The sequence below is a fragment of the Ruegeria sp. YKSF131 genome, assembly GCF_059612645.1.
The window spans coordinates 41124-63420 of sequence record NZ_JBXWQZ010000020.1 but is presented as its reverse complement, the minus strand read 5'-3'; the positions used below and the strand labels follow the sequence as shown (position 1 = coordinate 63420).

Annotated in this window: 19 protein-coding genes and 1 pseudogene; 9 read left to right on the top strand and 11 right to left on the bottom strand. The window is 57.3% G+C overall.

Annotated elements, in window-relative coordinates; genetic code table 11:
* A pseudogene (locus AC2FLZ_RS09595) lies at nt 1-486 on the bottom strand (transposase); the annotation flags it as partial.
* A gap of 149 nt (nt 487-635) precedes the next feature.
* Between AC2FLZ_RS09595 and AC2FLZ_RS09590 the strand changes: the two are divergent.
* Nucleotides 636-983 (top strand): hypothetical protein, encoded by a 348-nt coding sequence (locus tag AC2FLZ_RS09590; protein ID WP_496882122.1) that lies wholly within the window; start codon nt 636-638, stop codon nt 981-983.
* Here the strand turns inward: AC2FLZ_RS09590 and gyrB are convergent.
* Nucleotides 906-3323, bottom strand: coding sequence for a DNA topoisomerase (ATP-hydrolyzing) subunit B (gene gyrB, locus AC2FLZ_RS09585; protein ID WP_480474814.1), 2418 nt, complete (start codon nt 3321-3323; stop codon nt 906-908). The two genes, AC2FLZ_RS09590 and gyrB, sit on opposite strands and share 78 nt — an antisense overlap.
* Nucleotides 3324-3437: 114 nt before the next feature.
* A complete protein-coding gene (locus tag AC2FLZ_RS09580) occupies nt 3438-4010 on the bottom strand; it encodes a TetR/AcrR family transcriptional regulator (RefSeq protein ID WP_480555246.1) in 573 nt (190 codons plus the stop codon).
* A gap of 100 nt (nt 4011-4110) precedes the next feature.
* Here AC2FLZ_RS09580 and AC2FLZ_RS09575 point away from each other — a divergent pair, with 100 nt between their 5' ends.
* Nucleotides 4111-4677 carry a carboxymuconolactone decarboxylase family protein gene (locus AC2FLZ_RS09575; RefSeq protein ID WP_209507178.1) on the top strand — a complete coding sequence of 189 codons (567 nt, stop codon included), beginning with the start codon at nt 4111-4113 and terminating at the stop codon, nt 4675-4677.
* Here the strand turns inward: AC2FLZ_RS09575 and recF are convergent.
* From recF to mutM, 6 genes are all read right to left on the bottom strand, one after another.
* Nucleotides 4674-5771: a DNA replication/repair protein RecF gene (recF, locus tag AC2FLZ_RS09570; protein WP_496882121.1), complete on the bottom strand. Its 1098-nt coding sequence runs from the start codon at nt 5769-5771 to the stop codon at nt 4674-4676. The genes AC2FLZ_RS09575 and recF overlap by 4 nt on opposite strands.
* A gap of 57 nt (nt 5772-5828) precedes the next feature.
* Nucleotides 5829-6950, bottom strand: coding sequence for a DNA polymerase III subunit beta (gene dnaN, locus AC2FLZ_RS09565; RefSeq protein ID WP_480483945.1), 1122 nt, complete (start codon nt 6948-6950; stop codon nt 5829-5831).
* A 224-nt stretch (nt 6951-7174) separates the two neighbouring features.
* Nucleotides 7175-8560: a chromosomal replication initiator protein DnaA gene (gene dnaA / locus AC2FLZ_RS09560; RefSeq protein ID WP_480488104.1), complete on the bottom strand. Its 1386-nt coding sequence runs from the start codon at nt 8558-8560 to the stop codon at nt 7175-7177.
* Between the two features lie 555 nt (nt 8561-9115).
* Nucleotides 9116-9379, bottom strand: coding sequence for a 30S ribosomal protein S20 (rpsT, locus tag AC2FLZ_RS09555; protein WP_039541017.1), 264 nt, complete (start codon nt 9377-9379; stop codon nt 9116-9118).
* A gap of 225 nt (nt 9380-9604) precedes the next feature.
* A complete protein-coding gene (acuK, locus tag AC2FLZ_RS09550) occupies nt 9605-10381 on the bottom strand; it encodes an acryloyl-CoA hydratase (RefSeq protein WP_480474809.1) in 777 nt (258 codons plus the stop codon).
* Nucleotides 10382-10447: 66 nt separating this feature from the next.
* Nucleotides 10448-11299, bottom strand: a complete 852-nt coding sequence (gene mutM / locus AC2FLZ_RS09545; RefSeq protein WP_496715551.1) for a bifunctional DNA-formamidopyrimidine glycosylase/DNA-(apurinic or apyrimidinic site) lyase — start codon at nt 11297-11299, stop codon at nt 10448-10450.
* An 86-nt stretch (nt 11300-11385) separates the two neighbouring features.
* Between mutM and ubiE the strand changes: the two genes are divergently transcribed.
* Together ubiE and ubiB are read left to right on the top strand one after the other, a co-directional pair.
* Entirely contained in the window at nt 11386-12138 is a 753-nt protein-coding gene (gene ubiE / locus AC2FLZ_RS09540) for a bifunctional demethylmenaquinone methyltransferase/2-methoxy-6-polyprenyl-1,4-benzoquinol methylase UbiE (protein ID WP_480474807.1), read from the top strand.
* 3 nt (nt 12139-12141) lie between these two features.
* Complete coding sequence (gene ubiB / locus AC2FLZ_RS09535) at nt 12142-13677, top strand: 2-polyprenylphenol 6-hydroxylase (protein ID WP_496808985.1); 1536 nt, start codon at nt 12142-12144, stop codon at nt 13675-13677.
* A gap of 92 nt (nt 13678-13769) precedes the next feature.
* On the opposite strand, the gene AC2FLZ_RS09530 is transcribed toward ubiB, so the two are convergent.
* The gene (locus AC2FLZ_RS09530) at nt 13770-14945 is read right to left on the bottom strand and encodes an acetyl-CoA C-acyltransferase family protein (RefSeq protein ID WP_496882120.1); all 1176 of its coding nucleotides are present in this window, start codon (nt 14943-14945) and stop codon (nt 13770-13772) included.
* Between the two features lie 116 nt (nt 14946-15061).
* On the opposite strand from AC2FLZ_RS09530, the gene AC2FLZ_RS09525 reads away from it, so the two are divergent.
* From AC2FLZ_RS09525 to AC2FLZ_RS09505, 5 genes are all read left to right on the top strand, one after another.
* Entirely contained in the window at nt 15062-15625 is a 564-nt protein-coding gene (locus tag AC2FLZ_RS09525; RefSeq protein ID WP_480606561.1) for a helix-turn-helix domain-containing protein, read from the top strand.
* Nucleotides 15626-15735: 110 nt separating this feature from the next.
* Entirely contained in the window at nt 15736-16920 is a 1185-nt protein-coding gene (locus tag AC2FLZ_RS09520) for a glycine C-acetyltransferase (RefSeq protein ID WP_480606558.1), read from the top strand.
* Between the two features lie 14 nt (nt 16921-16934).
* Nucleotides 16935-17963: an L-threonine 3-dehydrogenase gene (tdh, locus tag AC2FLZ_RS09515; RefSeq protein WP_480476882.1), complete on the top strand. Its 1029-nt coding sequence runs from the start codon at nt 16935-16937 to the stop codon at nt 17961-17963.
* Nucleotides 17964-18027: 64 nt separating this feature from the next.
* A complete protein-coding gene (locus AC2FLZ_RS09510) occupies nt 18028-18912 on the top strand; it encodes a tryptophan 2,3-dioxygenase (protein WP_480494561.1) in 885 nt (294 codons plus the stop codon).
* A gap of 3 nt (nt 18913-18915) precedes the next feature.
* Nucleotides 18916-19743 carry an alpha/beta hydrolase gene (locus AC2FLZ_RS09505; RefSeq protein ID WP_480555260.1) on the top strand — a complete coding sequence of 276 codons (828 nt, stop codon included), beginning with the start codon at nt 18916-18918 and terminating at the stop codon, nt 19741-19743.
* Nucleotides 19744-19809: 66 nt separating this feature from the next.
* On the opposite strand, the gene infB is transcribed toward AC2FLZ_RS09505, so the two are convergent.
* The gene (gene infB, locus AC2FLZ_RS09500; RefSeq protein WP_480555262.1) at nt 19810-22296 is read right to left on the bottom strand and encodes a translation initiation factor IF-2; all 2487 of its coding nucleotides are present in this window, start codon (nt 22294-22296) and stop codon (nt 19810-19812) included.
* Nucleotide 22297 lies beyond the last annotated feature (1 nt).

Here is a 22297-nt window from a genome sequence, read left to right as displayed (position 1 = left end):
AGCGATAGAAAGTGGTTCTGGGGATGCCGAGTTTGTCCAGCGTACGCCTGGTCGGAAGATGCGATCCTTCGACGAGGCGGATGATCTCCAGCTTCTCAGATGCGGGATACCTCATTCGTCGTCGCCCCCATCCCCGATCATGCTTTTTTTGAGCAGCCGCAGTTCAAGAGCCTGTTCGGCAACCACCTCCTTCAGGTCGCGAGCCTCGCGGCGCAGATCTTTGACCTCGGTCGATGTCGCTGCGCGCGCGGTGTCACCGGCAAGGCGTTTCTTACCGGCTTCAAGGAACTCCTTGGACCAACTGTAGTAGAGGCTCTGCGCTATGCCCTCGCGGCGACACAGCTCTGCAATGCTGTCCTCGCCCTTGAGGCCATCCAGCACGATCCGGATCTTCTCTTCGGATGAGTACTGTTTGCGTGTTGCACGACGGATGTCCTTTACGACCTTCTCACCGTGGCTCCGCTTGGTTCCGGGTTTCTTTCTCATCTCCACTCCTTGGCGGTTACGATGAGCCAGAAACCCTCTCTTATCAAATCGACCTAAACTGTCCCATTGGCGCTGACGTCAGACAAAAGGCGGGACGCTTTAAGCTGCGTTCCCTCAAAGCCACCGGTTTCCGTGGCGCCCGGTTTGAGTTGCCGCAGAAATTCACCAAGAAACATCGAAGCCTTGCGATCTATGGAGAAAACGCCGCTGGCAAAAGCACGATCACCGACGCGCTGGAATGGTTCATCCGTGACCGGATCATCTTGCGGCATGCCGATATCGTCGGTTTTCTGGACGAAACCAAGGGACGAAAGCGCGAAGCGATAGCGCGTATTATCGGTTTTGACGAGACCATTCAGTTTCGATCAGTCATCCAGCAGTCGCGCAACACCCTGCAAAAAGACGGTTCCTACAAACCGTCAGAAATCCAGATTCTCGACGCTCAGTGCGTTTTTCTGGATAAATTCTCGACGAGGTTCGACAACATCACCCATTAGCTTGGTGAACAGATCGTCAGCTTCCACCATATCGTCAACGCGCACTTGCAGCAGCGTGCGTGCATCCGGGTCCAAAGTCGTTTCCCAAAGCTGGCCGGGGTTCATCTCTCCCAGACCTTTGTAGCGCTGCAAGGACAGGCCCTTTTCCCCTTCTTCCAGAATGGCGCGCAACAGGTCCAGCGGACCGTGGATCAATTGGCTACGATCACGGCGGATCAACGTGGCCGAAGTGTTGTAGACCTCTTGCAGGCTTTGCGTGAAGTTGCCTGTTTTGCGCGCTTCTCCCGACCGCAACATCGGGCCGTCCAAGGTACGAACCTCTTCGACACCACGCAGAATGCGGGCCAGCCGAATTCCGTGATCCTGTGTGATCCGGCCCTGCCAGCCACGCTCATACTCCAGCGCGATCAGGTCCAGACGGGCGGCAACCTTGTCAGCCACCCCTTGCAGGTCTGCGTCCACCGCACCCGGCACAAAGGCACCTGCAACGGCGGCCTGTTCCAGGATGTGGCGCGGGTAGTGCGTCGGGAAGGCGTCCAGAACGCGTTTCAACTGGCGCGCTTCGTCCACCACGCGGGCCAGGTCCTGCCCGGTGATCTCTTCACCCGAACCCAGTTTCAGCACGGCGCCCTCGATCCCCTGGTTGACCAGATAATCGTCCAGAGCCGCCTGATCTTTCAGATAAACCTCTGATTTTCCACGCGAAACCTTATAAAGCGGCGGCTGCGCAATATAAAGATACCCACCTTCGATCAGCTCAGGCATTTGCCGGTAGAAGAACGTCAGCAGCAGAGTCCGGATGTGCGCACCGTCCACATCCGCATCGGTCATGATGACAATCTTGTGGTAACGCAACTTTTCAATATTGAACTCATCACGGCCGATACCCGTGCCCAGAGCCATGACAAGATTACCGATCTCTTGCGAGGACAACATCCTGTCAAACCGCGCGCGTTCCACGTTCAGGATCTTACCGCGCAGAGGCAGAACCGCTTGTGTCAGCCGGTCACGGCCCGTTTGCGCCGACCCTCCGGCTGAATCACCCTCGACAAGGAAGACTTCGGTTTTGGACGGGTCTTTTTCGGAACAATCCTTCAGCTTCCCCGCCAGATAGTTCACATCCATTGCCGTTTTGCGGCGGGTCAGTTCACGCGCCTTGCGCGCGGCCTCGCGCGCCAGTGCAGCTTCGATGATCTTGCCGACGATCGCCTTGGCCTCGGTCGGGTTTTCTTCGAACCACTCGGCAAGTTTTTCGTTCATCAGACCCTCGACCGCTGGGCGAACCTCGGAACTGACCAGCTTGTCTTTGGTTTGCGACGAGAATTTCGGATCAGGCACTTTGACCGACAGCACACAGGTCAGACCTTCGCGCGCGTCATCACCGGTAAAGCTGACCTTTTCCTTTTTCGCGATCCCGCTGGACTGCGCGTAGTTGTTGATCGTCCGGGTTAGGGCACCACGGAAACCCGCCACATGGGAACCGCCATCGCGCTGAGGAATATTGTTGGTAAAGGGCAGTACAGACTCGTGATAGCTGTCATTCCACCACATTGCGATTTCCACACCGATATCGTCGCGCTCGCCCTTGATATAGATCGGCTCGGACATGGCAGGGGTTTTGGACCGGTCGAGGTACTTGACGAACTCCTTGACCCCACCTTCATAGAACAGCTCGGTTTCCAGCCGTTCCGCCGGACGCTCGTCAATCAGGATGATCCGAACGCCCGAATTCAGGAAAGCCAGTTCGCGCAGGCGTTTTTCCAATGTCTCGAATGAGTATTCAAGGTTCGAGAATGTGTCGGTCGAAGCCAGAAACCGCACCTCTGTTCCTGTCCGGTCCCCGCATTCGCCAACAACCTTCAGGTGCTCAACGGTTTCGCCACCTTCAAATCGCGCGATGTGCTCTTTGCCATTGCGCCAGACGCGCAGTTCCAGCCAATCCGAAAGCGCGTTCACCACGGAAACACCCACACCGTGCAGGCCGCCCGACACCTTGTACGAGTTGCTGTCGAATTTCCCACCGGCGTGCAGCTGGGTCATGATGACCTCGGCCGCCGACACGCCTTCTTCCGGGTGGATGTCCACCGGAATACCGCGTCCATTGTCGCTGACCGAAACACTGGAATCGGCGTGAATTTTCACCGTCACATGGTCGGCATGACCCGCCAAAGCCTCGTCAATCCCGTTGTCGACAACTTCATACACCATATGGTGCAGACCCGAGCCATCATCCGTGTCCCCGATATACATGCCGGGGCGTTTGCGAACTGCCTCCAAGCCCTTGAGAACCTTGATAGAATCTGCGCCGTATTCTTGGGGGGCCTGTGCGTCTTCGGACATTCAGTCAGTACCTATATTATTTTGGTAACTTATACGTTTTCTGGTAGGGATTGTCACGCCATCCCCCAATATTTTGTGTTGTTCCGGATCGTTTTTTGCCGCCCGAAAAAGGGATCACAAACGATCGATATCAGAAGCGATATCCGCGGCAATTTCCAACGCGTCGACATCCTTGCGCTCGGCCGACAATCGCAGCCCGAGAATGTCCGACTGATACCGTGCCGCCAGTCGATCCGGATCATGTCCCGCCCCGATTTCACCGGCATCCTGAGCCCTGCGAAACAGATCAGCGAAACAGCCTTTCATTTCCGCCATGTGATGCGCCGCCTGATCCGCAAGGTCATGATCCTTCGCCTTCAACTCGGCATATGTCTTTGCCAACATGCAGGCCTTTGCCGGGGTCTCGACCGCTTCGATCACCAATCGGGGCTGCGCTTTCAGCGCCTCCTTCGGACCCAGTCTCTCTGCCAGGGCCTTTAAGCGCGCCACACCTTCTTGCGTATAACTCTCCAGCGTCAGCGCATAGAGCGCATCTTTCGACCCGAACGCCGCATAAAAACTGCCAGGCTTCAGCTTCAGTTCCCGCTCCAGATCCTTCAGCGATGTACCAGCCCAGCCCTGACGCCAGAAGATATCCTTCGCCTTCGCGATCAACACGTCACGATCGTATGCGGGTTTGCGGGGCATCAGCATCACCAATTTTTGAACGTTCACTCAAGTATATACTTGAGCGTTCACTCAAGAAACCCTAAATACGACCCATCGCGCCAGAAACAGGAGTTCCGACATGGCCAATTTCCCGTCTCACGACCTCGAAACCGCGCCTGAAGCGTCCAAACCGCTGCTGCAAAAGTCTCAGGCCGCTTTTGGTCGCTTGCCCGGCCTGCATAAGGTCATGGCCGAAAGCCCTCAGCATCTGGAAGGCTATCAGGTTCTGCACGGCCTGTTCCTGCAAACTGATTTCGACAATGATGAGAAAACCGTCGTCTGGCAGACCATCAATGTGGAAAACGAATGCCACTACTGCGTGCCCGCCCACACCGGGATCGCCAAGATGATGAAGATCTCGGACGAGATATCGGACGCCCTGCGTAACGAAACTCCGTTGCCTTCAGCCAAACTCGAAGCACTGCGCACCTTCACCCTGCAAGTGATGGAAACCCGCGGCAACCCGACCGAAGACCAGCTTCAGGCGTTCTTTGACGCGGGCTATTCACACCGCGCGGTTCTGGATGTCGTGCTGGGTCTGGCCCAGAAAACCATGTCGAACTACGTCAACCACATGGCCAAAACCCCGGTGGACGAGGTTATGCGCGGCTTTCTGTGGGAACGCAAAGTCAGCGAACCGGCCTAAGCGGTCACGACCGAGCCCTGATCGCTGTCGGTAACGATCAGCGTCTGGGCCCGGTCGTCCATTTCCGCAAACAGCTCAGGCCCGGTGCCCGTCATCCAGGCCTGAGCGCCCAGCGCGCAAATCTCGTCATAAAGCGCTGCACGCCGCCCAGCATCCAGATGCGCGGCCACCTCATCCAGCAGAACGATCGGAGGTGCGCCCAGCATCGCCGCCAGCGCCCGCGCATTGGACAGGATCAGCGACACCAAGAGCGCTTTCTGCTCACCAGTGGAACACTCCCGTGCCGGCACGCCCTTGGCCGCGAACACACCGTACAGGTCGGACCGATGCGGCCCCACCAGGGTTCGGCCCGCTGCCAGATCCCTGAACCGGCTCTCGCTCAACGCGTCTCGCAAATCTTCCGCTGTCTCGGGCATTGCGCCTTCGGTTTGCACCAACTCCAGTTCGGCCGAAGGAAAGACCGTTTCCGCCCGGTCCTGCGCCGCCCGTAGAAGATCCAGCGACCTCAACCGCGCGGTATGGATGCGGTGCCCCGTCTCGGCCAACTGCCCTTCAAGCGCGGCGTACCAATGCGCGTCCCTGATCTGCTCTTTCAGCAGACGGTTACGTTCGCGCATCGCTTTTTCATAAATCAGCGATGTTTCGGCGTGGGCCGGGTCAAAACTCAGCGCGATACGGTCCAGAAACCGACGGCGTCCCTCAGCCCCTTCAATCCACAGACGGTCCATGGACGGGGTCAGCCAGACTACCCGTGCAAGTTTCCCCAGATTGATCTGGGTCGCCGACTTGCCATCAATTCGCACCTGTCGCGCTGCGCTGCCCTCGGACCAGGTTTCGATTTCAAACCGCTGCCCCTGAGCGTCCAGCAACCCGGACAGTTTCCAACCCAACGCCTCGGGCCGACGGGTCATCTCGGCCGCGCTCGCCCGCCGCATCCCGCGACCGGGCGAAAACAACGACACCGCTTCAAGAATATTGGTCTTCCCGGCCCCGTTCGGCCCGTGAATGGCAACCGGTCGGCCGTCCAGAGACAACCGCGCCAGCTTATGAGATCGAAAATGCGAGACCGTTAGCTCGGTCAGGGCCAATCCCATGACCCCTCCCTTCATCTTTTCAAAAATACTCCCGCCGGAGGCATCGCATCCGCGCGATCAGACGCGCATCGGCATGACGACGTATACAGCGCTCAGATCGTTGCCTTCACGCATCAATGTCGGGTCACCAGCCGAGTTGAACAGGAAAACTGCATTCTCACGATCCACCTGAGACGCAATCTCCAACAGGTATTTGGCGTTGAACCCGATCTCCAACCGCTCATCCCCGTAAGCGACAGCCAATTCCTCCTCGGCCGCGCCGCTGTCAGGAGCATTCACCGACAAGATCAGCTTGTCGCCTTCCAATTGCAACTTCACTGCCCGCGACCGTTCCGACGAAACAGTCGCCACGCGATCTACGGCCTGCGCGAATTCAGCAGCATCCACTTCAAGCTTGCGGGTATTTCCTTGTGGGATAACACGTGTGTAGTCGGGGAAGGTGCCGTCAATAACCTTCGACGTCAGCGTGATATCCGGCGTGGCAAAGCGTACCTTGGTTTCACTGACCGAAACGGCGATATCCATCTCGTCGTCATCCAACAGCTTGCGCAACTCGCCCACTGTTTTGCGAGGCACGATCACGCCCGGCATATCCGCCGCGCCATCCGGCAAATCTGCGTCAATTCTCGCTAGCCGGTGGCCATCGGTGGCCACACAACGCAACACTTTTCCACCCTCGGACCCATCCGCCACATGCATGTACACACCGTTCAGATAGTACCGGGTCTCTTCGGTCGAGATGGCGAATTTTGACTTGTCGAACAACCGGCGCAGCAATGCTGCCGACGCGCTGAAATTCGATTGATATTCCGAGGACGCCATCACCGGAAAATCTTCTTTTGGCAGTGTCGCCAGCGAAAAATTCGACCGACCCGCTTCAACTGTCAGCCGTCCTGCGGCGCTGTCAGCAGTCAATGTCACCAGCGCACCGTCCGGCAGTTTGCGCACAATCTCATGCAGGGTTGTTGCCGCGACGGTCGTCGCGCCCGCCTTTTCGACCTGTGCGGGTGCCTTATCGACCACTTCGATATCCAGATCGGTGGCACGGAACTGGACCTGATCGCCTTCGGCCTCGATCAGGACATTGGCAAGTATAGGAATTGTATTGCGACGTTCTACAACGGACTGAGCCTGCGAAACGGCTTTAAGAAGGGTGCCGCGTTCAATGCTGATCTTCATACCCTCAATTCCTCTGACTTGCGTACCGACATGGGCGGGACTGGCACGTTAGCGGTTCCACCCCGAGGCACAAGGATTTTTTACGGATTTCTGGGTTGGAATGCACCAACCGTCAAGTGCGGCGTGCCCCACACGCCTCAGTTCTGGTGCAACCGTGGATTCTTACGCACAAAAAACACTCCGGCACAGAAGTCCGGAGCGTTTCTTAGCACTACTGGCCCGGTTCAGGCTTCGAGAGAACGGCGCAGCATTTCCACGTCTTCAGCGATCTGACCATCGGTCAGTTTCAGCTCTTCAATGCGCTTGACGCCATGCATGACCGTGGTGTGGTCGCGCCCGCCGAACCGGCGGCCGATCTCTGGCAGCGACCGGCTGGTCAGCTGCTTGCACAGATACATCGCCACCTGACGAGGGCGCGCGTAGGATCGCAGGCGCTTGGGACCGATGATATCAGACATGCGGATGTTGTAGTATTCGGATACTTTCCGCTGAATCTCTTCAACCGTGATCTTACGCTCGGATGCGCGCAGGACATCTGCCAGACAATCCTGCGTCAGCTCCATGTCGATCTCGCGTCCAACCAACGAGGCAAAGGCAAACAGACGTGTCAGAGCACCTTCCAGCACGCGGACATTGGTCGAGATACGATGAGCCAAAAATTCAAGGACGCCATCTGCAATCGTCAGGTCGGGATAGGAACTGCTATATTGCTGGACCTTGTTCTGAAGAATGCCCAGACGCAATTCATAGTCGGTCGGATGCAGGTCAACGACCAAACCACATTGAAGGCGGGACTTTACACGATCTTCCAGATCCTTGATTTCGCCCGGGGCGCGGTCGGCCGAGATGATGATCTGCTTGTTCTGATCCACCAGCGCATTGAACGTATGGAAAAACTCTTCCTGAGTAGAATCCTTTCCGGCAATGAACTGCACGTCATCGACCATCAACACATCGACCGAACGGAACAAATGTTTGAAATCCATCATCCGGCGTTCCCGCAGGGCCTGCACGAAGCGATACATGAACTGTTCGGCTGACAGGTACAGGACATTCAGTTCCGGATGCTTGGTTTTCAGCTCCCAGGCAATTGCGTGCATCAGGTGGGTCTTACCCAGACCCACTCCACCATACAGAACAAGCGGGTTGAATGTTACCGGGCCACCTTCGGACACACGGCGCGCGGCAGCATGGGCCAGCTCGTTGGGTTTGCCCACCACAAAACTGTCAAAGGTGAAACGTGAATCGAGCGGCGCGGCCTGCAACGACTCCAAAGCGTTCTGCGCACTATCCGTCGCCGCTAAGGGTACCGGCTCTGGCTGAGTTTCGGTGACCACCTTGGCTGCGGGCTTGGGACGCGCGGGCGAGTTGGCAGCAACACGGAAGTCCAGACGCTGAACGGTTTCCCCAGCCGTATTCAGCTCGTACAAGATGAGGTCCGCAAAATTCTGGCTGACGTAGTTCCCCATAAAGTTCGTTGGCACGGAAAAAACCGCCACACCATCCTGCAGCTCTTTAAATTCCAGAGGCTCGATCCATGTGGTGTAATTATTCCGACCGACAGCCTTCAGCAATTTGTTACGCAGTAGTCCCCATTTCTCTTGTGTCATTCAGCGCCTCACGCATCCCATTCTTATTGGCCTGTCGGCCTTATCATACGAAGCCGGTTGCCCGGTCTTGCATTCACACGCCCAAAGGGAACCTGTCGCCAAACCTAACGGCTTGGCGGGATTGCCCCTGAAAGTTCGGTGCACCCGGATTTTCGACGCTCAACAATAAATGAGCGTCCCGAAACTCGGGCTGCACGTCACAATCTCAATTTTCAGACAGGGCCGAGAATCCCGGATAATCCGGACTTCGCGGCAGATCGGCAGCCCAGCTTGCGCCAGTCGTCGACGAATGTTTCCTGATCGATCTGATGCCCGTCAGTCCGATCGAGTAAACAGCCTGTCCCCCCAAGCGAGTGAATCGCTGACATCAGTGGTAGCAACTTGAAATGGGGCGCGGCAACGAAACTCTGATATTGACTCGGGTCTTTGGTCGAAAGAATCTCTCGGTTTCGTGAAGGCGCGGTATTCCGGCAACACGAAAAAAGGCGCCGCAATGCGCAGCGCCTTTGACATTAGTTCAGCCTTGCTGACTTGACCTAGGGTAACCCGCAGGCTTCAACCCAGAGCTTTGACCCGGGCCGACAGGCGCGACATTTTACGCGCAGCAGTGTTCTTGTGGAACACGCCTTTGGTGACGCCGCGCATCAGCTCGGGCTGGGCGGCGCGCAGTGCTGCGGTTGCCGCATCTTTGTCACCGGATGCAATCGCTTCTTCGACTTTACGCAGGTAGGTGCGGATGCGCGAACGACGCGCTTTGTTAACAGCGAAACGCTTTTCGTTCTGACGGGCGCGTTTCTTTGCCTGGGGCGAATTTGCCATGTGTCTCTGACCTTCGTTCGGTACGGTTATCAAGGGTTGCGCGCCACGGATATATCCGCACCGGATCAGAAATCACGAGTGTGAGTCGGGCCAAGCGGGCCGCACGCGCATGTATTGCGGCGCTCATTACCGAACATTTTAAGGATTGCCAAGCCGATTCTTGGATCTCACAGACCCGGCAAAGAAAAGGCGGGCAACACCCGCCTTTCATTAATCTCTTGCGATTTACTTGTCGCGAAACTGCGCAGCCCGCTTTTCAAGAAACGCCGCCATGCCCTCTTTCTGGTCTTCGGTGGCAAACATGGAATGGAAGACCCGACGCTCAAACAGCATACCTTCACTCAGCGGAAGCTCGTAACTGCGATTGACCGCTTCTTTTGCCGCCGCTGCCGTAAGTGCCGATTTCTCGGCTATTTTTTGCGCCGCGCCGACGGCTTCTTCGATCAGCTTCTTAGCCGGTACGACCCGGCTGACCAAACCAGAGCGCTCAGCTTCGTCCGCGTCCATGAACCGCCCAGTCAGGTTCATGTCCATCGCCTTGGACTTGCCGACAAAGCGCGTCAAACGCTGGGTGCCGCCCAACCCGGCTATGACGCCAAGGTTGATTTCAGGCTGGCCGAATTTTGCAGTGTCCGCAGCAATGATGAAATCGCAAAGCATTGCCAACTCGCATCCCCCACCCAGAGCATAGCCCGCGACCGCGGCGATGATCGGTTTGCGAATAGCGGAAACCCGATCGTTTGCATCAGCAAAAAGGTTGGTTGTGTAGACATCGACAAAGCTCATCTCGGACATTTCCCTGATGTCCGCGCCTGCGGCAAAGGCCTTGTCCGATCCGGTGATGACGATGCAACGCACCTTGTCGTTGCTGTCCGCCTCTTCCAGCGCGGTACACAACTCACCCAGCAACTGGGAGTTCAGCGCATTCAACGCATCTGGTCTGTCGAGTTTGATTAGGGCGACGTGGTCTTCGATTTCGACGATGATCGTCTCAAAAGCCATGAGAAAAAAGCTTCCGGTTGTTCCGTTCAGTTACGAGTCCTTACCACGCGAATTCTCTGGATCAAGCTATCTTTGGCATTGCGCACAGTAGAAGGATGAGCGACCGGACTGGGTGATTCTCTGGATCAGACCATTGCAACCCTCGGTTCGGCAGGGCTTACCTTCACGACCGTAGACATCAAAACTGTGCTGAAAATATCCAAGTTCTCCATCAGCTTGCCGGAAATCCCGCAGGGATGATCCGCCTGCTTGGATCGCGTCCTGCAACACCTTCCGAATGATGGGAACCAGCGATGCGACACGCGTCGCAGAAATTTGCCCTGCTTTGCGACGTGGCGACACCTTGCCGCGATAAAGCGCTTCGCAAACATAGATATTCCCCAATCCGGCAACGATTCCCTGATCCAGCAGGGCTGATTTGACTGGGGTATTCCTGCCTTTGAGCGCCTCAATCAGGTGTTGCTCGTGGAAATCATTGCCCAAGGGCTCTGGTCCCAGAACCGCCAGAAGCTTGTGATCCTCGGCTGTGGCTGTGGGCAGCAGGTCCATCGCTCCGAACCGGCGTGGATCGTTAAAGGTGATACGCGTCCCGTTGGCCATGTGAAAAACAACATGGTCATGTTTCTCAGCGGCAGGATGTTCGCGCAGGAAATGACCTAGTGGATCCCCTGACACCGTCATTCGCCCGGACATCCCCAGATGGATCAACAATGTCTCGCCGCTGCTGAGATCGGCCAGGATATATTTTGATCGCCGCCGTAACCGATCCACGCGCTGCCCGGTCAGCCGTTCTGCCATGCGTTCGGGAAATGGCCAGCGCAGATCCGGGCGATTCACATCGGCGCGTTCGATCTCGACCCCCTCCATCGCAAGGCTCAGGCCGCGTCTTACGGTCTCGACCTCGGGCAATTCTGGCATTACAGGGCTCCTATTCCAAAGGGCCGCATTGTGCCCCGCTTCCAGAGCCCTATAACAGAAGCGAAATTCGACAAACGGCAAGGCTTATGTCCGACAACAGCGACAACACCACTCATTTCGGGTTCGAAACCGTACGCGAGGCTGACAAGGCCGGGCGCGTGCAGGGCGTGTTCAACTCGGTCGCCTCGAAATATGACGTGATGAACGATGTCATGTCGATGGGTATCCACCGGGTCTGGAAAGACGCGATGATGGACTGGCTAGCTCCGCGTCCCGGTCAGCGTTTGCTGGATGTTGCGGGCGGAACCGGTGACATTTCCTTTCGCTTTCTGAAACGTGCAGGCTATGGCCATGCCACGGTTCTTGATCTGACGGAACCCATGCTGGTCGAAGGCCGGCAACGCGCCGAAGCCGACCAGATGGCCGACAGCCTGAACTGGGTGGTGGGCGATGCCATGGCCCTGCCGTTCGAGGACAACACCTTTGACGTCTACACGATCTCGTTCGGCATCCGGAACGTGACCCGCCCGCAAGAGGCCCTGAACGAAGCCTTTCGCGTGCTGAAACCCGGTGGCCGCCTGATGGTGCTGGAGTTCAGTCAGCTTCCCAATGACGGGTTGCAAAAGCTCTATGACCTCTACAGTTTCAATGTCATTCCACGCATGGGGAAGCTGATCGCGAATGATTACGACAGCTATCAGTATCTGGTGGAGTCGATCCGTAAGTTTCCTGATCAGGAAACCTTCCTGAACATGGTCCGAACTGCTGGCTTCGAAAACGCCAAATACCGCAATCTCAGCATGGGTATCGCCGCGCTGCATTCCGGCTGGAAAATCTGACACATGCGTGGCCCACATAATATCATCCGCCTGATCCGAACGGGTGCCACGCTTGAGCGCACCGGTGCCATGAATGTCGTGCTGGATGCATTCGAAGCCCCGCGCCCGCTTCGCGTCATCGCTCATGCTTTGGGCAAACCGTTTCAGTGGCTGGGCTACAAAGGCGACCCGCAGATGCCACCCGCAACCCGTGCCCTGACCGCTTTGGGTCCGGCATATATCAAATTTGGGCAGGTGCTTTCCACCCGCCCTGATGTCGTCGGCAACGAACTGGCAGAACAGTTACGTGTCCTACAGGACAAACTCCCGCCTTTTTCCCGGACAAAAGCCATGGCCGAGGTTGAAAAGGAACTTGGACAGCCAGTGGCGGACGTGTTCTCTGAGTTCAGTGAACCTATTGCAGCCGCATCCATCGCTCAGGTCCACAAAGCCAAACTGGTTAGCACAGGCGAAGATGTCGCCGTCAAAGTTCTGCGCCCGGGGATCGAGCGCGCATTTCGTAAGGATGTGGATGCATTTTATTTCGCCGCTCGCATCGTGCAGCTTTTCGCCCCCGGTGCCCGTCGTCTGAGGCCCATGGAGGTCATTGAACATTTCGACGGCGTTGTTCGGGGCGAACTGGATCTGCGTCTGGAAAGCGCTGCCGCCTCGGAGTACGCGGCCAACACAAAAGACGACACAGGGTTCTGGCTGCCGCCCGTCTTGTGGTCACTGTCGGCACGGCGCGTGATGACACTCAGCTGGGCCGACGGTGTTGCATTGGGTGAAAATGACGCACTGGACGCCGCAGGCCACGATCGCCGCGACCTGGCTGAACGTGTGCTGCGTCTGTTCCTTCTTCACGCCTTGCGCGACGGCTATTTCCACGCCGATATGCATCAGGGCAACCTAAAAGTCGCCGCCAACGGTGACATCATCGCTTATGATTACGGTATCATGGGCCATATCGACGAATACACGCGCCGGGTCTATGCCGAGATCCTGTTCGGTTTCATCCGCCGCGACTACAAGCGCGTGGCCGAAGTGCATTTCGAAGCCGGTTACGTTCCTGCACATCAGGACGTCGATGAATTCGCCCGCGCCCTGCGTGCGGTTGGCGAACCGATCTTCGGTATGGATGCCTCGCATATTTCGATGGGCCGTTTGCTAAGCTATCTGTTCGAAGTGACAGAGCGTTTTGGCATGGAGACCCGTACCGAGCTGATCCTCCTACAGCGGACGATGGTCGTGGTTGAAGGCGTTGCCCGGTCACTGGATGACCACATCAATATCTGGGAAGTCGCCCGCCCCGTGGTCGAAGATTACATTAAACAATCCATCGGCCCGCGCGCCGCGCTTCGTGACTTTGCCAAAACCGCTTTGGTTCTGGCACGCTTTGGTCCGCGCCTGCCGACATTGGTCGAAAACGCGTTGATTGCACAGACACACAAAGAAGAACCGGAAAACTCGGGTCTTTTGCCAAAAATCCTGCCAGCCGCTCTCGGTGCAGTTGCCGGCGCAGCCATAGTTTTGTTGATCACGACACTCGGCTGGTTGTGATCCGCAGCTTCATCTGGCTGAAAACATCCTCGGGGGGAATCGCGCCTTGCGCGATGGGGGGGGGCAGACAGCCCCCCTTGCCCAAACCTGGATCAGAGCCGCTCGATGGCAATGGCTATCCCCTGACCGCCACCAATACACATGGTGATCAACCCTTTTGATCCACCTGTACGCTCCAACTCGTAAAGTGTCTTCATGGTAATGATGGCACCCGTCGCACCGACAGGATGTCCCAGTGCAATCGCACCTCCATTCGGGTTCACTTTCGCTGCATCCAACCCAAGCTCCTGATTGACGGCCAGCGCCTGCGCGGCAAATGCTTCGTTGCTTTCGATCACATCGAAATCTTCCACCGAAAGACCCGTCTTCCTGAGCAGGTTTTGCACGGCCGGTACCGGGCCAATACCCATGACTTCGGGGCGCACGCCAGCATGTGCATAGCCGATTACACGCGCTTTTGGCTTCAACCCGGCCTTTTCCGCCGCATCCGCCGTTGCCAGAACCATCGCCGCCGCGCCATCGTTGATGCCCGAGGCATTGCCTGCCGTTACACGCCCATCTTTCTTGAACACAGGTCGCAACCCGGCCAGCGCTTCGGCGGTCGTCGCTTTGGGATGCTCATCAACTTTGAAATCCACCATGTCCCGCTTGACCTTCACCTGAACGGGCACGATCTGGCTTTCGAGATATCCGGCTTCAATTGCGGCGGCAGCGCGGGTCTGGCTGGCAAGGGCGAATTCGTCCATCTGTTCACGGCTGATCTGGTGTTCATCGGCAACGTTCTCGGCCGTCACACCCATGTGCCCTGTGCCAAAGGGGCAGTTCAACGCACCCAGCATCATGTCCAGTGATGTGACATCACCCATTTTCGCGCCCCAGCGTGCCTGTGGAACAATGTAAGGGCTTCGCGACATGCTTTCTGCCCCACCTGCCACGGCAAAATCGGCATCGCCAAGCGTCAAGGACTGCATTGCCGACACGATCGCCTGTGCGCCTGAACCACACAGTCGGTTTACATTCATCGCAGGGGTGCCGTTCGGAATCCCGGCCTGCATCGCGGCAACGCGCGACAGGTACATGTCCCGAGGCTCGGTGTTGATGACATGACCAAACACAACATGCCCGATTTGAGCACCTTCTACCCCTGACCGCTCCAAGGCCGCTTCGGTGACCACCGTCGCCAGATCAATGGGCGCGGTTGACGCAAGTGCGCCACCAAAAGTTCCAATCGCGGTGCGCGCACCATCCAACAATACGATGTCTGTCATGTCTTTCTCCTCTTGGAATCGTCGTCAGTATGCACATGCAGCATGATCCTGTCCTATAGGACGTGCCGTCACGGATGGAATTGACAAGCGGGGTCCCAACACGCATGGATTCCGTCATGACGGAGAACACAGACGATATCCTGAACCTTTTGCCCGCCCGCCTGAAAAACGCACGCCGGGCCAAAGGACTTTCGCTGGAAGCAGTCGCAAACCTGAGTGGCGTGTCCAGATCCATGGTTAGCCAGATCGAACGCGGGGAAAGTAGCCCGACGATCTCGACCCTCTGGAACCTGACCCGTGCGCTACAGGTGGATTTTGCCGGTCTTCTGGAAGGTTCAAAAGCCAGTGATCAGATCGAGGTGCTGCGCGCGTCCGAAGTGCCCAGCATCGACAATATGGGGCAGAACTGCCGCATTCGCATCCTGTCCCCGCCGGAAGAGGCCGGAGGTCATGAGGTTTACGATATCGAGTTCGACAAAGGCGGGGCCTTGAACAGCCAGCCCCATGCGCGCGGCGCGCGTGAGCAGCTGACCGTGCTGGAAGGCGCCGTCAAGGTTACATCGGGCAGTGCCGTGTCGGAACTGAGCCAAGGGGATACCGCCCGCTATGCCGCGGATATCGTGCATTCCATCTCGGCCAAAGAACCAGCGCGGGTGTTTCTGATCGTAAAGAACGCCTAACATCAGCAGATTTCCGCCTTCACGGAAAATTTTCCTGTATATTGAAATTCCCCTATTTGGGAAATCCATCCGCTATGTTAGACGTGCGACTCAGTTGAACGGAGGTCGCCATGGCAGATGCATTCCTGTCCCACATCACGGACACACTCGCGCAGATCGAATCCGAGGGGCTGTATAAGCGCGAACGAATGATCACCTCGCCTCAGGGCGGTGAGATTACGGTTGGCGGCAAACGGGTGATCAACCTGTGCGCCAACAACTATCTGGGTCTTGCGGATCACCCCGCGCTGATCGAGGCCGCAACAAATGCGATGGGTCCGAAAGGATTCGGTATGGCCTCGGTCCGGTTCATCTGCGGGACGCAGGATATTCACCGTGAACTGGAACAGCGGTTGGCGAAGTTCCTGAACAAGGACGATGCGATCCTGTTTGCGGCCTGCTTTGATGCCAATGGCGGGCTGTTCGAACCGTTGCTGGGGCCTGAAGATGCCATCATTTCGGACAGTCTGAACCACGCCTCGATCATTGACGGGGTGCGGCTGTGCAAGGCCAAGCGCTATCGCTATCTGAACAATGACATGAACGACCTGGAAGCGTGGCTGAAGCAAGCGCGCGAGGATGGCGCGCGTCACATCATGATCGCAACCGATGGCGTGTTCTCGATGGATGGCTATCTGGCCAACCTGCCGAAAATTCGCGAACTGGCTGACAAATACGACGCCATCGTGATGGTCGATGATTGCCATGCAACGGGCTTCATGGGGCCGCGCGGTGCAGGAACACCGGATCACTTTGGTGTTGATGTCGACATTCTGACTGGAACTTTGGGCAAGGCACTTGGGGGGGCAATCGGCGGCTACATCGCCGGGCCGCAGCCAGTGATCGACCTGCTGCGGCAGCGGGCGCGGCCCTATCTTTTCTCGAACTCGCTGCCGCCATCCATCGTCGCCGCAGGGATTGAGGCGATCCGCCTGGTCGAAGAAGGCGACATTCTACGCGCGCAGTTGTTCGGAAACGCAAAGTACTGGCGTGCCGGTTTGGAAAAGCTTGGCTTTGACGTTTTGCCCGGCGAACATCCGATCATCCCTGTCATGCTGGGCGACGCGACGCTGGCACAAGAGATGGCCACCAAGCTGTTTGACGAGGGCGTGTATGTCTCGGGCTTCTTCTTTCCTGTTGTTCCCCGCGGGCAGGCGCGGATCAGAACACAGATGAACGCCGCCCTGACGCGGGACGAACTGGACCGCGCTCTGGCGGCCTTTGGCAAAGTCGGCAAGGAACTGGGGGTGATCTGATGCGACCCAACACGATGAAAGCGCTGGAAAAGTCGAAACCCGAAGAGGGGTTGTGGATGGTACAGGCCCCGGTCCCGGAAATCGGGCCGGATGAGGTGCTGATCAAGATCAACAAGACCGGAATTTGCGGTACCGACATTCACATCTGGAACTGGGATGAGTGGGCCTCTCACACCGTTCCGGTTCCGATGATCACTGGTCATGAGTTCGCTGGGGAAATCGTTGAGATTGGGCGCAACGTAACCGGCCTGAACGTTGGGCAGCGCTGTTCCGGCGAAGGGCATCTGATCGGCACTGAAAGCCGTCAAAGCCGCGCAGGCAAGTTTCACCTCGACCCCGGCACGCGCGGGATCGGGGTGAATGAACAGGGCGCGTTTGCGCAATACCTGAAACTGCCTGCCTTCAATGTTGTTCCCCTACCGGATGATATCCCGGATGAGATCGGGGCAATCCTTGATCCGCTGGGCAATGCGGTACACACCGCGTTAAGCTTCGATCTTCTGGGCGAAGATGTCCTGATCACCGGCGCAGGACCCATTGGCATCATGGCCGCCGCCGTTGCCCGCCATGCAGGTGCCCGTAACGTGGTGATTACCGACATAAACGCTGAACGATTGAAACTCTCGGAACATGTCGTGCCGTCGGTGCGGACCGTTGATGTTTCCAAACAAGATTTGCACGATGTCATCGCACAGCTAGGAATGAAAGAAGGCTTTGATGTGGGGCTTGAAATGTCCGGCTCACAAGCCGCGCTTGACCAGATGGTCGAAGCGCTTGTGATGGGTGGGAAAATCGCCTTGCTGGGGATACCGCCGGGGAAATCTCCAGTCGACTGGTCGCGTATCGTTTTCAAGGCGATCACAATCAAGGGTGTCTATGGTCGCGAAATGTTCGAGACCTGGTACAAGATGATCGCCATGCTGCAAAATGGCTTGGATGTGTCCCGCGTGATCACGCATCGCTTTGCGGTTGATGATTTCGCGGATGGTTTTGCCGCGATGAAATCCGGCCTCTCAGGCAAGGTTGTCCTTGACTGGACCTAACCCGCTGGAAAGTTACGAACTCAACGCCTAGACAGGTGCAAGGATCGCACAACGGAGGCATGAGATGGGCGAGAACAAAGACGATCGTCTGTTGCAAAGAGGTGTCGAAGACACTCTGATCACTGATTTCGCCGAGACACATCGCAAAAGCTATGGAGATTTTCTGCAACTCAAAACGCTGCTGAATCTGCAAAAGACCTTTCAGGACCCTGCGCAGCCGGACGAGATGCTGTTCATTATTATCCATCAGGTCAGCGAACTGTGGCTGAAACTGATGCACCACCAACTGGTCGAGGTGCGCCGTTTTCTGCAACAGGATGAATTTGGCCCAGCCATGAAAAACCTCGACCGAATCAAGGCCATTCAACGGCAGTTGATTGCGGCTTGGGAAACCCTGCTGACCATGACGCCTGCCGACTATATGACGTTTCGGCAGGCTCTTGGCAGCTCGTCAGGGTTTCAGAGCTACGGGTATCGGCAGATCGAATTCATTCTCGGCAACAAGGATGCCTCAACACTGAAGGTCCATACGCATGACCCAGAGGTGATGGAGATGCTGAATGCCGCACTGACCAAACCGTCGCTTTATGACGAGGTGTTGCACATGTTGGCCCGCCAAGGGTTCGATGTGCCCAAAGATCTGATCGAACGCGATTACGCCCAACCCTATTCCGGCGATTCGCGCGTGGTGCAAATTTGGGTGGAGGTGTTTCGAAACACTGAAAAATACTGGGATCTTTATGCTTTGGCCGAAAAGCTGATGGATGTGGAAAGTTTGTTTCAACGCTGGCGCTTTGACCATGCCACCGCGGTTGAGCGCGTGATCGGGATGCAACCTGGCACTGGTGGCTCAAGCGGCGTGGCCTTTTTGCGAAAGGCGCTAGAGCTGCGGTTTTTCCACGACCTTTACGACGTGCGTACGGAATTGATGTATAGCGGGCAGAACTAAGACATGTTGTATCGAGGATTTTCGCAATCCGATCTGGAGCGGGAGTACTCTCCCAGCACAATGATCGGCGGCGACCTGAGCCCCTATCTTGCCAGTTATCAGGCGCTGAGTGCTCAGGCGCGGGCCGACTTTCCGGTACGGGAAAGTCTGGCTTATGGTGACAGCCCCCTTCAAGTTTTGGATTTCTTTCCCGCTCGCGATGACAAGGCACCCCTGCACGTCTTCATTCACGGCGGGTACTGGCAGGCGCTCAGCCAGAATGAGTCGTCTCTGATGGCGCCGGGGCTGTTGGAACACGGGCAAGCTTTTGCGACTGTGAACTACACGCTGGCACCCGATGCCCGGATTGGCGACATGATCGACGAGTGCCGTGACGCGTTGTTGTGGCTGGCGGCCCAGGCTGAGGAGTTGGGGTTCGACCCGTCGCGGATCACCCTGTCAGGTCACAGTGCAGGCGCGCATCTGGCGGCGATGGTGATGGCAACCTCATCAGACGCCCTTGCCAAAGCGGGGCTCCGGGTGCGGGATGTGCTTCTGATCAGCGGCATATACGACCTGGAACCGATCAGCCTGATGTCGGTGAACGATCCGCTGCAATTGACACCGGTCGAGGTCAACGATCTGTCACCCATCCGCAATCTGCCCCGGCCCGGTCCTCGATACCATGTTTCGGTGGCCGAACGGGATACGGATGAGTTCATTCGCCAAAGCCGTGACTATGCCGAAAGGCTGCGAAAGTCCGGACACTCTGTCAGCTTTATGCTCGCGCAAGGAATGCATCATTTCGATATCATCATGCATTCAGCTACGTTTCTGCCCCAAACAAAATAAGCGCCTCGACAAATGAAAACAGCGGCCTAAGGGGGTCGCTGTTTTTCGTTTTCAACTTATGCCGGGTTAGTCCAGCGTGCGGGTGACTTCTTCGCGCTCGAAGATTTCGATCACGTCGCCTGCGCGAATGTCATCGTAGTTCTCGAATGCCATACCGCATTCCTGACCCGACTGAACCTCGGCCACTTCGTCCTTGAAACGCTTCAGTGTTTTCAGCGTGCCTTCGTGAATCACCACGTTGTCGCGCAGCAGGCGGACACCGGCGGAACGGCGCGCCACACCTTCGGTAACCAGACAGCCGGCAACCTTGCCAACGCCGGTGACCTTAAAGACTTCGCGGATTTCGGCGTAACCGATGAACTTCTCGCGAATCTCGGCGCTCAACAGACCCGATGCGGCAGCTTTCACGTCGTCCACCAGATCGTAGATAACCGAGTAATAGCGAATCTCGACACCTTTCTGGTTTGCCGTGTTCCGGGCAGACGCATTGGCCCGCACGTTGAAACCCAGGATCGGAGCACCCGAGGCCTCGGCAAGACCGACATCGGTTTCGGTGATTGCACCCACGCCCGAATGCAATACGCGCACGCGTACCTCGTCGTTGCCGATCTTCTCCATCGCCTGAACGATGGCCTCAGCCGAACCCTGCACGTCCGCTTTCATCAGAATCGGCAGTTCGGTGACGCTTTCGTCTTCCTTGGCCTTCTGCATCAGCTGCTCAAGGGTGGTAGCGGCACCGGCGGCAGCGCGTTTGTCCTTGGCGGCCTGCTCGCGGTAGGCGGCGATCTCGCGCGCCTGTGCTTCAGTCTCGGTCACGTTCAGAACGTCACCGGCTTCCGGTGTGCCATTGAGACCCAGAACCTCGACCGGAACCGAAGGACCCGCTTCCTGAACGCGTTCACCCTTGTCATTGATCAGCGCACGGACCTTACCGTACTGCTCACCCACAACAAAGATATCGCCCTGACGCAGCGTGCCGTTCTGAACCAGAACGGTCGCGACCGGACCACGGCCTACATCCAGCTGCGCCTCGATCACGGCACCCTGGGCTGCGCGATCGGGGTTGGCTTTCAGTTCCAGAATCTCGGCCTGCAATGCGATGGCTTCCAGCAGCTCGTCCAGACCCTGACCGGTGATGGCGGACACTTCTACGTCCTGAACCTCACCCGACATTTTCTCGACGATCACCTCGTGTTGCAACAGATCGGTGCGCACCTTGTCCGGATTTGCATCATGCTTGTCGATCTTGTTGATCGCCACGATCATCGGCACTTTGGCCGCCTTCGCGTGATTGATCGCCTCGATTGTCTGCGGCATGACCGCGTCATCGGCAGCGACAACCAGAACCACGATATCGGTCACCTGAGCACCGCGCGAGCGCATCGAGGTAAACGCCGCGTGGCCGGGTGTATCCAGGAATGTCAGCGTCGATCCACCATCGGTTTTCACCTGATAGGCACCGATATGCTGGGTGATGCCACCGGCCTCACCAGCCACAACGCGCGCATCGCGGATTGCATCCAGCAGCGATGTTTTCCCGTGGTCGACGTGACCCATGATGGTGATGACGGGCGGACGAGGCTTCAGATCGTCTTCGCTGTCTTCGACCTCTTTGATGACGTCCTCAACATCCGAATCAGAGACGCGTGTGACCTTATGGCCAAACTCTTCGATGATCAGTTCGGCAGTATCAGCGTCGATGGTCTGGTTTTGCGTGACCATCATACCCATCTGCATCAACGATTTGACCACGTCAGCCACACGCTCGGCCATACGGTTGGCCAGTTCCGAGACCATGATCGCCTCAGGCAGTTGTACGTCGCGGATCACCTTTTCACGCTCGACCGAACCGCCCATGGCTTTCTGACGGGCGCGTTCCTGCTTGCGCTTCATCGCTGCCATCGACCGCTGGCGGCTGCCTTCGTCACCAGTGGCCTGACCCAGTGTCAGCTTGCCTGAACGACGGTTGTCTTCGCGGCCCTTGCCACGACCGCGCTGTTCGCGTTCGCGATCCTGCTTGCGAGGCGCGGCTGCAGGCGCAGGTTTGCTGGCCGGGCTACGTGCAGCTTTGGCTTCTTCAGGGGCCGGCGAAGCGACAGCAGCAACAGCAGCACGCTTGGCTTCTTCTTCAGCCTCCACGCGCTTGCGCTCTTCATCTTCGGCTTTCTGACGGGCGCGCTCTTCGGCTTCACGCTGCTCGCGCTCTTTCGCTTCCTGTTCCGCACGGCGGCGCACGCGCTCTTCTTCGCGTGCCTTTTCAGCGGCTTCGCGTTCAGCGGCCTCTTCGACCTCGCGGGCCTTGGCAGCCTGCAAAGCTTTCATACGGCGCGCCATTTCCGCGTCGGAAATACCTGCGGGACGACGCGACGGATCACCCGAAGGGGCGGCACCGCCACCCGGCTTTGCCGCGCCCGGCTTGGGGACCACCACGCGCTTGCGTTTGGTTTCCACCACGACATTCTTGGTGCGTCCGTGGCTGAAACTCTGTTTCACATTTCCGGGGCGTGCCCCGCCACGAAGACCCAATGTCTTTTTGCCGTCACTATCGCTCATA

Coding starts and splice junctions, on each gene's coding strand:
- gyrB (WP_480474814.1), bottom strand. CDS start 3,323: ATGTCCGAAGACGCACAGGCCCCCCAAGAATACGGCGCAGATTCTATC.
- AC2FLZ_RS09580 (WP_480555246.1), bottom strand. CDS start 4,010: ATGCCCCGCAAACCCGCATACGATCGTGACGTGTTGATCGCGAAGGCG.
- AC2FLZ_RS09575 (WP_209507178.1), top strand. CDS start 4,111: ATGGCCAATTTCCCGTCTCACGACCTCGAAACCGCGCCTGAAGCGTCC.
- recF (WP_496882121.1), bottom strand. CDS start 5,771: ATGGGATTGGCCCTGACCGAGCTAACGGTCTCGCATTTTCGATCTCAT.
- dnaN (WP_480483945.1), bottom strand. CDS start 6,950: ATGAAGATCAGCATTGAACGCGGCACCCTTCTTAAAGCCGTTTCGCAG.
- dnaA (WP_480488104.1), bottom strand. CDS start 8,560: ATGACACAAGAGAAATGGGGACTACTGCGTAACAAATTGCTGAAGGCT.
- rpsT (WP_039541017.1), bottom strand. CDS start 9,379: ATGGCAAATTCGCCCCAGGCAAAGAAACGCGCCCGTCAGAACGAAAAG.
- acuK (WP_480474809.1), bottom strand. CDS start 10,381: ATGGCTTTTGAGACGATCATCGTCGAAATCGAAGACCACGTCGCCCTA.
- mutM (WP_496715551.1), bottom strand. CDS start 11,299: ATGCCAGAATTGCCCGAGGTCGAGACCGTAAGACGCGGCCTGAGCCTT.
- ubiE (WP_480474807.1), top strand. CDS start 11,386: ATGTCCGACAACAGCGACAACACCACTCATTTCGGGTTCGAAACCGTA.
- ubiB (WP_496808985.1), top strand. CDS start 12,142: ATGCGTGGCCCACATAATATCATCCGCCTGATCCGAACGGGTGCCACG.
- AC2FLZ_RS09530 (WP_496882120.1), bottom strand. CDS start 14,945: ATGACAGACATCGTATTGTTGGATGGTGCGCGCACCGCGATTGGAACT.
- AC2FLZ_RS09525 (WP_480606561.1), top strand. CDS start 15,062: ATGACGGAGAACACAGACGATATCCTGAACCTTTTGCCCGCCCGCCTG.
- AC2FLZ_RS09520 (WP_480606558.1), top strand. CDS start 15,736: ATGGCAGATGCATTCCTGTCCCACATCACGGACACACTCGCGCAGATC.
- tdh (WP_480476882.1), top strand. CDS start 16,935: ATGAAAGCGCTGGAAAAGTCGAAACCCGAAGAGGGGTTGTGGATGGTA.
- AC2FLZ_RS09510 (WP_480494561.1), top strand. CDS start 18,028: ATGGGCGAGAACAAAGACGATCGTCTGTTGCAAAGAGGTGTCGAAGAC.
- AC2FLZ_RS09505 (WP_480555260.1), top strand. CDS start 18,916: ATGTTGTATCGAGGATTTTCGCAATCCGATCTGGAGCGGGAGTACTCT.
- infB (WP_480555262.1), bottom strand. CDS start 22,296: ATGAGCGATAGTGACGGCAAAAAGACATTGGGTCTTCGTGGCGGGGCA.